At 59.3% G+C, this 13,568-nt stretch carries 6 protein-coding genes and 3 pseudogenes; 7 read left to right on the top strand and 2 right to left on the bottom strand.

Annotated elements, in window-relative coordinates; genetic code table 11:
• Positions 1 to 271: 271 nt before the first annotated feature.
• Entirely contained in the window at positions 272 to 838 is a 567-nt protein-coding gene (locus AC4FWB_RS33295; RefSeq protein WP_491030465.1) for a HupE/UreJ family protein, read from the bottom strand.
• A gap of 225 nt (positions 839 to 1,063) precedes the next feature.
• The gene (locus AC4FWB_RS33290) at positions 1,064 to 3,715 is read right to left on the bottom strand and encodes a CehA/McbA family metallohydrolase (RefSeq protein WP_491030464.1); all 2,652 of its coding nucleotides are present in this window, start codon (positions 3,713 to 3,715) and stop codon (positions 1,064 to 1,066) included.
• Between the two features lie 1,064 nt (positions 3,716 to 4,779).
• On the opposite strand from AC4FWB_RS33290, the gene AC4FWB_RS33285 reads away from it, so the two are divergent.
• The 7 genes and pseudogenes from AC4FWB_RS33285 to tnpC form a co-directional block, all read left to right on the top strand.
• Positions 4,780 to 6,267, top strand: a complete 1,488-nt coding sequence (locus tag AC4FWB_RS33285; RefSeq protein ID WP_491030463.1) for an aldehyde dehydrogenase — start codon at positions 4,780 to 4,782, stop codon at positions 6,265 to 6,267.
• Position 6,268: 1 nt separating this feature from the next.
• Positions 6,269 to 7,156 carry a dihydrodipicolinate synthase family protein gene (locus AC4FWB_RS33280; protein WP_491030462.1) on the top strand — a complete coding sequence of 296 codons (888 nt, stop codon included), beginning with the start codon at positions 6,269 to 6,271 and terminating at the stop codon, positions 7,154 to 7,156.
• 2 nt (positions 7,157 to 7,158) lie between these two features.
• Complete coding sequence (locus tag AC4FWB_RS33275; protein WP_491030461.1) at positions 7,159 to 8,493, top strand: NAD(P)/FAD-dependent oxidoreductase; 1,335 nt, start codon at positions 7,159 to 7,161, stop codon at positions 8,491 to 8,493.
• Positions 8,494 to 8,603: 110 nt separating this feature from the next.
• Positions 8,604 to 9,800 carry an IS256 family transposase gene (locus AC4FWB_RS33270; RefSeq protein ID WP_491030460.1) on the top strand — a complete coding sequence of 399 codons (1,197 nt, stop codon included), beginning with the start codon at positions 8,604 to 8,606 and terminating at the stop codon, positions 9,798 to 9,800.
• A gap of 576 nt (positions 9,801 to 10,376) precedes the next feature.
• Positions 10,377 to 11,023, top strand: a pseudogene (locus AC4FWB_RS33265) (transposase); the annotation flags it as partial.
• Between the two features lie 384 nt (positions 11,024 to 11,407).
• Positions 11,408 to 12,164, top strand: a pseudogene (gene istB, locus AC4FWB_RS33260) (IS21-like element helper ATPase IstB).
• Positions 12,165 to 12,360: 196 nt separating this feature from the next.
• Positions 12,361 to 13,421, top strand: a pseudogene (tnpC, locus tag AC4FWB_RS33255) (IS66 family transposase); the annotation flags it as partial.
• Positions 13,422 to 13,568: the final 147 nt, after the last annotated feature.

Genomic DNA, 13,568 nt, shown 5'->3' with positions numbered 1-13,568 from the left:
GACCCTGAAAACGGGCCGCCGCCGCTGGACGGAAACTCCGGTCGGGCTACGCCCTCCCTACGTTCCCGCCCAGCGGCGTTCTCATCCTGATTGACGCTGCACTCTCACCTTGATCGCCGCGCCGCAGTGAAGGCAAGCGCCAGGCAGCTGGCCGCGCTGGCCCTGGATCGGCCGGTCGCAGTTGGTGGCGACCCTCAGCGTAACCGTCGCAGCCCTTATTATACCCAATCTCGCCTCAGCTGTGATAACTTCGCCCGGGATAATCACGGCCTCACAACATGTTGTAGGCAAGGCCAAAGCCGACCGCCGCGCAGGCGGCACCCGCGGCGCGGGTCAAGCCGCGGAAACGCATGCCCAAACCCAGGGCGGCCGCCCTACCGGCGGCATGGAGAAGCGCGGTGGCAACGGCAAAGCCCGTCATGTATCCCAGCCCGCCGACATTCTCAGGCACTTCGGTCCCATGCGCGTGGCCGTGGAACAGCGCGAACAAGCCGATGATGGCCACGCCCGCCGAGACCGGCAGATCGACCGCGAGCGCCGCCAGAAGGCCAAGCGCAACCACGGAAGCGAGGATGCCAGGATCGATGAAAGGCACCGGCACATGCAGCATACCAAGCGCGCAACCCGCCAGCATGACGCCGACGAAGGCGAGCGGCCATGCCCAGATCGCCTTGCCGCCGTTCAGCGCTGCCCAAAGGCTGACGGCGATCATCACCGTCATGTGGTCGAGACCTGACAGCGGATGCTCAAAGCCGGCGGCGAAGGATGAGGTGGTGCCGACACCGACATGGGCGGAGGCAGGCATCGCGGCCGCGATGAGCAGGATAACGGCGAGCATGGCGCGTGAGGTCGAAGCGGAGATCGTGGAGTGCGCCTTTTCTTTAGCTGGGTCGTGCCGGATCAAGCGGCCGGTCGCGGCCACGGCCTTCACCTTGAGCACGTGTCTGGACGAGGGTGGACACCCAGCATTGCCGCCGCTGGGTCAGGGACTGAGAACACACCGATGCATGCCGATTAGGTTCCCAGATGCCGGCCATGGGTTTGTGTTTTCATTTCTCACGACTCAATGCTCGCGTGCGATGTGCGGCGAATGAATGGGACTGTGTGTATGGCTAACACCGTGGTGATGCAGGCGATGGTGCAATTGATGATGAGCTAACTCAAGGGCAGCGCGCATTCGCGCTTGCTTCGTTTCGCTGCTTCTCGGGGCGAGTGTGTCCAAATAAGCAATCGAGCCTTCAATCTGGGCAAGAACAGCCACGGCATCCGTCGTCGCAAATATCGGGCGCTCTCCTACTTCGACGAACACAGAACTCGTGTGAGCCGCAATATCGTCCTCACGTCCGGCGACACTGCCTCGAACTCTTATCGCCACCCAACAAGACTCTGCTACGTGGAAGGAGCAATGCCCTTTCGAAGAAAGTTGATCGTACCGAAACTGCTCCCTTACGAGGCCATTGCAGATCACTTCGACGGCCCGAGTTCGAACACTGACGGATTCGATTTCCCAGTGGACCGTAATTGTGCCTCCTGTGGGTGGGAGTGAGACCTTGTTGCCAGGGCGCCGTCCTTCAACTGTCGCATTCACCAACGGGCCAACAGAAACAAAGGTGTCGCCGCCACGGATGCAATCCATCCAGTTCTTGAAGGTGAAGTCGTTGTCGGCCAGCTTAGCGTAGGTTCGAATTCCCCCCAGAAGCGCAGCGGCATCCATTTTGTCAGAGCCTGCGACGAGAGGAAGTTGATAGCCGATATTGAGGAACCGATACCAATCCGCAAGAGCGAACGCGCTGATCTGCCACCGCCTTGGGTTCATGGACATCACTTCGAGCGCATCGACCAGACCAAGGACGATATCGGCAGCACGCTCTGCTTGCGGGTTGGGCGCGTGAGGCATCACAACGAGGCCGTTTTGGTTGCGACAGCGTTCTGCCCATTCCGCCAGAGTAGCTTCCAGAGGATCTCCGATCGCGGCCTCGTCAGGGCCTCCGGTGCACAGAGGCTCGATCATATTCCCCTGGTATCCAAGCAGCGATATGTGGCCGAGAACCTGTTGACGGTTTTCGGTACCGACGCGGACCAGAAACTCACCGTCGCCGCCGAAGTCTTTTGCCCCTAGCGTCGTGTGACCGTCGAAATCGCCCACGTTGCTGAACATCTCTCCCCATTGGGATGCCAGCAGGTTGACCACATTAACCCCCTCAGCCTGCCCTTCCAGCAGAGCGGTTTGGGGGCTAAGGAAGTGGACATGCGTGTCAGAGCTGACCCAACCTTTCTCACGCCAGTGCAGGACTTTTTCCAATTCGAACGTTAGGTCTATGCTCTCCTCGGTAATTTCAACAACACGCCTCGTCGGCAATACTTCGAAACCCTTTGATATTTCAACGAACACTTTCCCAATCGGAAGATCGATGACACAATGGCCGTTTACATAAGCATACTGGTTGAACCCATTGGAAAATTCAGCAAACCAGTCTTCAAATGTTCCGACGTTGACTTTCCGATGATGCCCTTTGGGGGGAAGATACTCACCGTGGGGACCGTGAACGTGTATCCTGACAGGCACGGGCTTGGAGGTTCCCTTCTCAAGGATTGTGAATTGTACGCTCCTGGTTGCCGGCGCGATCGGCCAAGCAGCCAGCTCGCCTCCGGCTCCTGGGGCTGGATCATGGTCCACCAGCGATCTAAGCTCCTTCTCCCAAAGTGTTCCATCGTCAGCTCTCAAAAAGAGCCGCGCATCGGGATGAGCTGAATACTCCACTATGACCTCTGATTCTGAGGCCTCAGGCTGGACGTCATGCAGATCGCTAAGCCATTCCGGGTGCTTATAATCCAATATCCTTCGAGCGGAGATGACGACTCCCAAATCAATTCCGATCTGGTTGCCGCGATCGTCACAGTCAAGCTCCCCAAGCCTATTCAGGCTCACTCCCGCAGGAAGGCTCAGTCTCAGTTTTTTCCGTGTTTGCAGGCGTAAGGGGTGTGCCTGAACCTCGGTCGTGCTTATCGCATATACCAGTGACGTTTCTGAGTCGGCGGCCAACCGGATGCCCACGACGTCCTTTTCCGAGTGTTCGTTCGGCATGGCATAAAGCCAGAGATTCTCGTTCCGATAATTAAGCCCCGATTCCGTACGAAATTCCGCTCGTCCGTAATCGACCTGCAATGCACGCCCCATTCCAACGTCTTCGGCGTGGGTAGCGTAGACGTATGGCCCCCGCGCTGGCACCGCAGCAAACGGGCTTGCTCCCCAACACACGTGGTGTTGCTGAATAGCGAACCGCCGCAATATAGGGGTTTCGGTTTCCGTGCCGTCCGCGTACTTGATTGTGTAGCGAGACACGACATTACCAAGAGCATTGGCCGCAACTCCTTTCGAGAAAGGACTATCAAGCGGCGCCGTATCACCGAATCCCGGCGGTACACCGTCCACTCGGTCTGCAACGGCCTGAGCAAACAAGATGTAGGTAAGTTTCTGCGGCTTCACTGGGATGTCGATGGCCGCGCCACCGGGCGTCAGCATTATGACGTCTGGGGCGCTCGACTGGCCAAAAAGGAAGGGAATGCCTCGCAGGGACTGGAGACCGGTGAGCGATTGGCTCCAACCCTTGTCTGGTAGGCCCATAGAGGTTCCACCGTCTAAGGTCGCGCGTGACGCATTGAATAAATCAGTCAACTCGACCGTGTTAAAATGTGGTGAGGAAGGTATTTCCATCCGGTTGTTTCCTGGCAGGAGCGGTCCGTTGGCCGGTGGGAACCGGCGGCATTATGGTTCATTGCGTCGCACTTGCGTGGGAGAATGCGGAGTAGACTCTCATGAATTTCCCTTACAGACGGTTATAGCGTCCCTGAGAGGGCTGCCGATTCCCTAATTTCCTGTTCGTCTCACGGGATCTCCGTTTTTGCCGATATTCTTCTTCGGTTCATAGTCGATGCTCAATGATCGCCATGGGCCGGGGGCTGCAACCCATCGGAAGTTATGCGTACTCCCGAAGGGTGCTGGACCTATTTTGCCGGGGGTAGCAAATTTCGTAGCGCTACGGACCTCGCTAAAATGTCATGGGCTTCATAACTCAATTTGATCGCTTTCCACTTTCTCCCGAAAGGGAGTACAAAGCCGCCCCGACTAGCGGCCGCAGAACCTGAGTTGACAACATCCTGGCATCATAGGCGCAATGTGACCGGTATCGGGTAATTTCGAGCCCGCGACAACTGGCGGCGCCGTTGGCGCAGACTCTCATTGCGAGGCGACCTTCGAATTGGCTAAACGACAGTTTAGCCATATTATTCAAGGTGTTGCCGGGGCTGGATCGCCTAGAGGCCGAGGAATTAGCGCGACGTGAAGTCGAATGTGGGACAGGCTATAACTCCTGGTTATCCGGTACGCCAATAATACTCATTTGAACTGCAACTGGCCGCTGCCTATAGCGTATAGCCAAGCGCGACTCAGGCGTGAGGTGAAATCTATTAACGCCATCAACGTGGTTGATGGGATGTGGGGTCATCAAAATCGCAACAGGACTGGAGGCAGACCATGCGTCCGGGCTGTCGCGAAGCTTATATGGCCAGATCGGTCAGACCCGCCGGTCCAATACTCGCATCTGCAAGGACCAGTAACTGGCTGCACGGGTCCGGCACAATTTCCGCGGGCATTGATGCGAGTGGCGACCGAGTTTCTGCAAGGAGTGTTGTCGGTGAACGTCGGAACCGACATGGCGAGCGAACTCGAGAGACTGTTGATGTCTCAGTGTCAGGCGCGACAAAAAGAGGAGAACGGGAATGCACGGCAAGGTCGACTACAAGACGCAGGCGCAATCCATCAGCCTGCCCACCAAAATGATCGTGGACGGAGCGCAGGTCACGTCTTTGTCGGGCAGGACCTATGCCACGCTCAATCCGGCCACGGGCAAAGTTCTGGCTGACCTACCGGCAGGCTCCACCGCTGACGTCGACAGGGCGGTTACCGCTGCGCGACAGGCGTTCGAGGATGGACGCTGGTCGAAGCTGACACCGGCAACCCGCAAGCAGATGCTTTTGAGACTCGCATCCGTGATCGAGGAAAACTTGGTCGAACTGGCGCTGATGGAGAGTCTGGATAGCGGCAAGACCATCACCGACTGCATTAACATCGACGTGCCGGAGGCGATCATTAGCCTCAGATGGCATGCGGAAGTCATCGACAAGATCTACGACCAGGTTTCGCCAGCAAACGACTTTTCACTTGGCCTCATTGTGCGTGAGCCCATCGGCGTCGTCGGCATCGTTCTTCCATGGAACTTCCCGCTTCTGATGTTGGCCTGGAAGATCGGGCCTGCTCTTGCGGCAGGCTGCACCGTGGTTGTCAAGCCGGCGGAAGAGACGTCGCTAACAACTTTGCGCGTGGCGGAGCTTGCACTCGAGGCTGGGCTACCGCCTGGCGTCCTTAATGTGGTGACAGGTGATGGTCCCGACGTCGGTGAACCGATCGGCCGACATCCGGACATTGACGCTGTTTCCTTTACCGGCTCGACCGAGACCGGCCGCCGCTTTCTCAAATACTCATCCGAGAGCAACCTCAAGGAAGTGGTTCTCGAGATGGGGGGCAAGAACCCGTGCATCGTTATGGACGACGTCCGCAATCTTGATGCTGTGGCCGCCCACATCTGCAACGGTGCGTTCTGGAACATGGGCCAAAACTGCTCGGCCACTTCGCGTCTGTTTGTCCATCGGAGCGTGAAGGACCGCCTGCTCGAAAAGCTTGTGGAAGTCGCAAAGACATGGACCGTTGGCGACCCTCTCGACCCTGAGACGCGTATCGGTCCCTTGGTTTCGGCCGTTCATTTCGAGAAGGTGAGCAGCTATCTGGAAACCGATGGCCGCGTCGTGATTGGCGGAAAGGTGTTCGGCGGTACGACGATCGAGCCCACAATCGTTGAATTCTCGCAGCATCAAGGTAGGCACATCCGCGAAGAAATCTTCGGGCCGATCCTGTCGGTCATTCCGGTGGACTCTCTGGCAGAAGCGGTCGCGCTTGCGAACCAAACCGAATATGGCCTGGCGGCCTCGGTCTTTGTCGGCGATGGCACGAGGGCGCTTCGCGCCGCGCGGGCAATCAAGGCGGGAACGGTCACTGTGAATTGCTACGGAGAGGGCGACGCCGCCACTCCATTTGGCGGCTACAAGCAGTCAGGCTTTGGCGGACGGGACAAGTCCATGCACGCGCATGACCAATATTGCCAGACCAAGACTCTTTGGGTCGATCTGAGTGCGTCCGAAGACGGAGTTTAAGATGTCAACATTCGCTTTTCCTGGTCTCAATCTGGCAATTACGACTCCGTTCGATGCAAACGGGCGAGTCGATTTCGGCCGCTTGGAGGAACTCATCGAGCGTTACCTGGCCGCCGGCGTCGATGGTTTCGTGTTCAGCTCTGGAACGGGCATGCATGTCTACCTGACACCTGACGAATCGAAAGCCGTCATTGAGCGCGGCGCGCGCAAGGTGGCTGGACGGGCCAGGGTGATCGCCCAAGCTTCGTCGCTGCTGACCTCAGATGTCGTGGAAAGAACTCGATTCGCCAAGGATGCCGGTGCCGACGGTGTCATGGTTCTCCCGCCCTTCTTTGAAGGTCCATCGGACGACAACAGCATTTTCGACTTCTATGCTGAAGTCGCGAAAGTTGGGCTACCTATCATTGGCTATAACGTTCCTCAGGCGGTCGGTGTGCGAATTACGCCTGATCTGCTGCGGAGGCTCTGCGAGCTGCCAGAGTTCCAAGCAGTGAAAGACAGCAGCGGAGACCTGATCTCACAAGTGAGGCTGATCGCAACGGGCCTGGATGTCATAAACGGGGCTGATCCACTCGTTCCTTTCTCGCTATTTGCGGGCTGCTCTGGACTGATTTGGGGTGGTGCAAACATCGCTCCTCGAACCTGCGTTGCAATCACGAAGGCCGCTAAGGAAAAGAGATGGGATGATGTGCGGTCTATGGGGCGCCGACTTGAACCGCTTATGTCCCTCCTTTGGGATGGCGACTATGTCCAGCATGTATACGCTGCGGCACATCTTACCGGCTATGGCTGTGGCAAGACACGAAAGCCGTTCGGCTCACTCTCGTCAGATCGGATCGAGGCGCTTCGGCAGGCGTTGCGCGGGCTGATCGAGCAAGAAGCCCTGTAACGATGGGAAAGACATTTCGCGCCAGTCGACTACCGGCGCATGGAGTGGAGCCCGGCTGGGCAGCATTGCTTCCCGCAAGAACGCCCACGCCAGAACTCGATCGCGCCATCACAGCCGATGTCATCATCATCGGCGCCGGTTTCGCGGGACTTGCCGCAGCCACGCGATTGGTTCAGCTTGACCAGGAGCTTTCAGTCGCGATCATCGATGCCGATGTCGTGGGAAATGGGGCGAGTGGCCGGAACTCCGGGTTCCTCATCGATTTGCCGCACGACATCTCGTCAGGCAATTTCGGAGTGGATGCTGCCACCAAAAGCCGCAACGAGATAACCGTCGCCCGCACTGCCATTCAGCTATACGCTGGATTGGCTAAAGAGAACGGCTGGAACAAGGACGTCCTTGATCCTGGTGGCAAATACAGCGTTGCCATGACTGATGCCGGCACGGAGTATCTTGCGGCATACTCTTCCAAGCTGAACGGGATGCGCGAACCGCACCGGCTCCTTGATGCAGTAGAGATTGCCGAGGTCACAGGCACGCGCTCCTTCAAGTCGGGGCTCTTCACCCCCGGCGCGGTCATGGTGCAACCCCTTGCATTGGTCCGAAACATTGCGGATCTGTTTCAGGGATCTGTCAGGCTGTTCGAACGGACCCCGGCCTTGTCCATTGAAACCTCGTCGAGCGGGTGCAAGGTAAAGACCTTGAAGGGCGAGGTGACAGCCGACAAGGTGATCCTGGCGACGAATGGTCACGCGGAAAGCTTCGGCTTCGGGAGTGGTGAACTCCTCCATGTCTTCACCTACGCCTCACTGACAGAACCGTTCGTGCCTTCACTCCTTGGCGGTCTGCGAAAATGGGGAGCGACGCCAGCCGCCCCGATGGGCACGACGGTCAGACGGATCAACGGCCCCGGGGGTGACCGGATCCTTATACGGTCGCGCTATAGTTACCACCCCAGCATCAAGGTTGGCGCAGGCTCGATGAAAAGCGCGGCTAACCTGCATGATCGGAAATTTGCGGACCGCTTTCCTGATCATCGCTACCTTAAGATGCAATATCGCTGGGCGGGCGCGATGGCCCTCACCTATAACACCGTGCCGCTGTTTGGCGAGCTCGAAGACCGGATTTTCTCCGCCTGTGCTTGCAACGGCATCGGCGGGACAAAAGCCACCGCCGCAGGCATTGCAGCGGCGGAGCTGGTCGCGGGCCACCGTTCTCCGCTCGGGGAAATATTCCAAGGATTCGACAAGCCTCAAAAATTGCCTCCCCGCCCGCTAGTCGAGGTGGGCGCGCGATTCAATCTCAAGATGCGAGAGTGGCGGGCTGGGCGGGAGTAGCAGAAGCCGGAGAGGTAGTGTGCTGAGAGTTCTGCAAATTCGCTGAGAGAGGGCGGTCATGGCAGGCTGGTGATGCTCAACGTCACCGATTCCCGCGAAGGAACGCCACCATGACCAAGACTGAAGATAAATCCGCCATAGCCGCCGTCAAAGACATTCTGCTTTCGAACCCGGATGGGCTGCACGAAGTGATCCGTGCGGTGATGCAGGAAGTGCTCGAGGCCGAGATGGACGAGGCGCTGGGTGCTTCGAAGAGCGAGCGCACGCCGGAGCGTCTTGGCTACCGCTCCGGCTATTACGGCCGCACCCTTGTCACGCGGGTCGGCAAGCTCGAGCTGCGGGTTCCGCAGGACCGGGCCGGTCGCTTTTCCACCGAGCTGTTCGAACGCTACCAGCGTTCCGAGCGCGCCTTGGTGGCCACGCTTGCGGAGATGTATGTGCAAGGCGTGTCGACCAGGAAGGTCAAGGCGATCACCGAAGAGCTGTGTGGGCATGCCTTCTCGGCCTCGTCGATCTCGGCCATCAACAAGCGGCTTGACGAGAGCCTGAAGGCCTTTGCCGAGCGCCCGCTTCAAGAGCCCTTTGCCTATCTCATCCTCGATGCCCGCTACGAGAAGGTGCGCGAGGCCGGTATCGTCACGAGCCAGGCGGTGCTGATCGCGGTCGGCATCGACTGGGACGGCCGGCGCCAGATCCTGGCCGTGGAGATGGCCAATCGCGAGAGCCGCTCGGCCTGGAAGGACTTCCTCGTCGCGCTGAAGGGGCGCGGCCTCAAGGGCGTCGAGTTGGTCGTGTCCGACGACCATGCCGGTCTCGTCGCGGCAATCGGCGAGGTCATCCCCGAAGCCGCCTGGCAACGCTGCTACGTCCACTTCCTTAGGAATGCGCTTGATCACCTGCCGAGGAAGCACGGCGACGATTGCCTGCAGGAACTCAGATGGCTCTACGACCGGCGCGATCTCGCCGAGGCCAGGGCCGATCTCGCCGCATGGCTGTCTAAATGGTCGCCCCGCTATCCAAGGCTGACGACGTGGGTGGAGGAGACCATCGAGCGCACGCTGACCTTCTTTTGCTTGCCGCGCCAGCACCACAAGCACCTGAAATCCACCAACATGCTCGAACGCCTCAATGAGGAAATCCGCCGGCGCACCTATGTCGTGCGCATCTTCCCCAACGCCGAAAGCTGCCTGCGCCTGGTCAGAGCGCTGGCCGTCGAAACCAACGAAAACTGGATGGAGGCCAACCGCTACATCAACATGGATGATCTGCGCGAGCACAAGAAGCTCGCACTACGCCAAGCCGCATGACCAGCTTCATGGCCGCCCCATTTTGCAGAACTTGACGCACACAACCGCCGGAGACAGGAACGCGTCGCGTCCAGTTCCCTTGCTCCCCCGCCTCTGGTCCTGATGAAGCCGTGCTCGGCGCAGCGACCGGGTGAGACTCGAGGGCAGCGCTGTTTGCCGTTTGCCAAAAGGATAGCGAACAAACCCGCCGCACGCTGAAGGCGTCGCTAGAGCAATTCCAGGAAAAATGTGAGCGGTTTTCCGTCCGGAATTGCGTAAAAACAAAGGGATAGAGCGGTTCGCCGTTTCCGTGAAACGGTGAAACGCTCTAAGCTGAAGCCGGTTCCATCGCAGCTTCCGGTCCGCCTGCTGGAAAAGGGAAAAGGTGACCGGCACGTACATTGGGCCTGGCTGCACAACTGGGTAGACGGAGTCGGCCGTGAACTATCCGCAAGCCATTGATCTGACATCCTGATTAAGGCGGACGACGGCTTTGGAATTGCAGGATTTGCAGTGTTTTGGGGCCGTTTTCCTGCAATTCGATTTTGCGATTCCCTTGTGCTGGGGAGCTTGATTCACTCGGTTCGGCGGCGGCGAATCGAGGGGACGGCGAGTGTCCAGGCATCCAGGCCACGCGAGAAGCGCGAGACGGGGGAGCAGGATCTATTCCGCTCCAGGCTCGATCAGATCATCAACATGAAGCACGAGCTGGTGCGGCTGGCGCAGGCGATCGACTGGCCGATTCTGGAGGAGCGTTTCGGCGCGGTCTATTCGGACGGCCCTGGCATGCCGCCGCTGCCGACCCGGCTGATGGCGGGGCTGGCGATCCTCAAGCACACCTTCAACCTGTCGGACGAGGTGCTTGCGAGCGCTGGGTGGAGAACCCCTACTTCCAGTATCTCACCGACGAGGCGTTCTTCTGCCATGCGCTGCCGTTCGACCGCTCGTCGATGACGCGCTGGCGCAGCCGGATGGGCATGGCGCTCTTGCAGGAAAGCCTCAGCCTTGCGGTCAAGACCGGGGCGATGAAGCCGGTCGACACGCGCCAGGTCATCGTCGACACCACCGTGCAACCGAAGAACGTTATGTTCCCGACCGACGCCAAGCTCATCCACCGGGCGCGTGAACGGCTGGTGCGGCTGGCCAAGAAGACGGGTCTCAATTTGCGCCAGAGCTATGTGCGGGTCGGCAAGCTGGCGCTGATCAAGCACCGCGGCAAGCGGGTCGCGGCGCATCAGCGCCGCTACGGAGGCACTCGCCATGGAACCGATCCGGATCACATGCCCAGTTCCCACCGGCGCTACGCCGAATGGGCACCGGCTTTCGGCGCTGGGCCGCATCCGTCGGACCGCAGACGGAAGGATTGGTCGTCGCAATCCTTGCCAGCCGTCCGCATCCAGAACAGGGCTTTCGAACATGTCTGGGCATCCTACGCCTGTTTCGCGACCTCGATCGCAATCGGGCCGAAGCCGTGTCAGCCCGCGCTGTCGAGATTGGTGGCCTGAACTGCAAGAGCATTGCCTCGCTCATCGCCAACTACAAAGCCGCCCGCCATTCCACCGAACCAACCGCATCGTCGATCATGCCAATCTGCGTGGCCCTGATTACTTTCATTGAGAGATCCACCAATGCTGATCAATCCCACCATAGACATGCTGCGAGAGCTCGGGCTTTACGGCATGGCGACCGCTTTCCAGGAACTCGACGCCCAGTCCGAAGCGCGCGGCCTCGAGCACGGCGAATGACTTGCCATGCTGCTCGAACGCGAGGCGACCCTGCGCCGCCAGAAGCGTTTCGAGGCGGGCGCCAGGGCGGCCAAGCTTCGCCATGACGCACAGATCGAGAATGCCGACTTCCGCGCCGCACGCGGTCTCGACCGTAATCTGTTCATGGCGCTTGCCGGCTGTGACTGGATCAGAAAGCATCACGCCCTTCTTGTCACCGGGCCAGCCGGCGTCGGCAAAAGTTGGCTTGCCTGCGCTCTCGGCCACAAGGCCTGCCGCGAAGACTTCTCCGTCGCCTACCACCGGGTTCCCCGGCTGTTCGCCGCCCTCTCGCTTGCAAGAGGCGACGGGCGATACGGCAGGATCCTCAAATCTCTCGCCAAGACTGATCTGCTAATCCTCGATGACTGGGGACCGGAAAAAACTCAATGACGACCAACGCCGCGATCTCCTGGAGATCATCGAGGATCGCTACGAACGACGCTCAACCATCGTCACAAGTCAGGTGCCCGTGGATCGCTGGTGGGAAATTATTGCAAACCCCACTCTTGCCGATGCCATTTTGGATCGCCTCGTTCACAACGCCTGCCGCATCGATCTCACCGGAGAAAGCATGCGAAATCAGTGCCCGCCAGTCGCGCCCGAAAACACCGAAGCTTGACCTGAAACAAGACCCAACCCAAACATCAACGAGACCCAGGATCAGACCGAAAAACGTCCGGCTTCAATCGGAATGGTGGCCGGAATGAAATCGGAATGACTGGCCGGCTTCAAATCGGAATCGGTGGCCGGCTTCATCGGAATACGCAGAGAGTAATGCCGAGCCAATCAATGAGGCCGACGAAGCAGCGTCTGTCGCGCCTATGACGAACGCGCCCGAAAGGATCACGCGCCGTCGTCCGCGCGTATCGCACAAGGCAGTTCGCGAGCGCAGGCAACTCGATCCCGGCGCCTGCTGCCCCGCCTGTGGCGGCGAACTACGTCTTGTGGGCGAAGACACAAGCGAAATCCTCGACCTGATCGCCGCGCAGATGAAGGTCATTGAGGTCGCCCGGTTGAAGAAATCCTGCCGCTGCTGCGAAAAGATGGTGCGGTTGCCTGTGCCCGCCCGTCCGATACCAGGCAGCATGGCGGGCGCCGGCCTTCTGGCTTACATCCTGGTCTCGAAGTTCGACGATCACCTGCCACTGTATCGCCTGCACGAAATCTTCGCCCGCATGGGTGCCGACATCCCCCGACAGTACGCTGGTCGATTGGTGCGGTCGCGCCATGCAGGTGCTTCAGCCCCTGATCGAGCGGATCGGAACCGTGATCATGGCCAGCGACCTTCTCCATGCCGACGATACCCCGATCCGGGTGCTGGATCGCTCCAAAGGCAGGATCTGGACGTATGTCCGCGATCAACGTCCATGGGCGGGCGGCGCTCCGCCCGGCGCGGTCTACTACTTTGCTCCGGACTGGAAGGAAGACCACGTCCACCGCCACCTCAGGCAGACAAGCGGCATCCTTCAAGCTGACGGCTACAAAGGCTACGGCAAGCTTTATGAGCCTGGAGCCGATGGAACAGCCCGCTTCCGAGAGGCGGCATGCTGGGCGCATTGGCGACGCGACTTCCATGATATCTGGACCTCGAACAAATCCGAGATCGCACGCGAGGCTCTCGACCGTATCGGTGCGCTTTATGACATCGAGCGCGACATTGCGGGTCGGCCCGTCGATGCCTGCCTTGCCGCACGTTAGAAGCATAGCAAACCAAAGATCAGGGCATTCCGTGTCTGGGTCGAAACGCAACTGGCCCGCATTCCGGGCAAAGAGCGATTTGGCAAAAGCCTTCCGTTATGGTCTGAGCCGCTGGCCTTCATTCTGCCTGTTCCTCGAGGACGGCCGCGTCGCCATGGACAACAATGCCGCCGAGCGAGAAAGAACTGGCTATTTGCCTGCGTATTTCGCAAAAGCCGGACGGGGATTCCGCTAAGTCGCGGACAGGCGTTTCACCAAGTCCCGGACAGTTTGGCGGCGGTGGTCCTCGGGTGCCAGGTTGTCGTCATGGGCGATTGATTTCGCC

The organism is Mesorhizobium sp. LEGMi-168a (genome assembly GCF_058312955.1).
The sequence above is the reverse complement of the archived record's forward strand: the minus strand, read 5'-3'. Positions and strand labels throughout refer to the sequence as shown.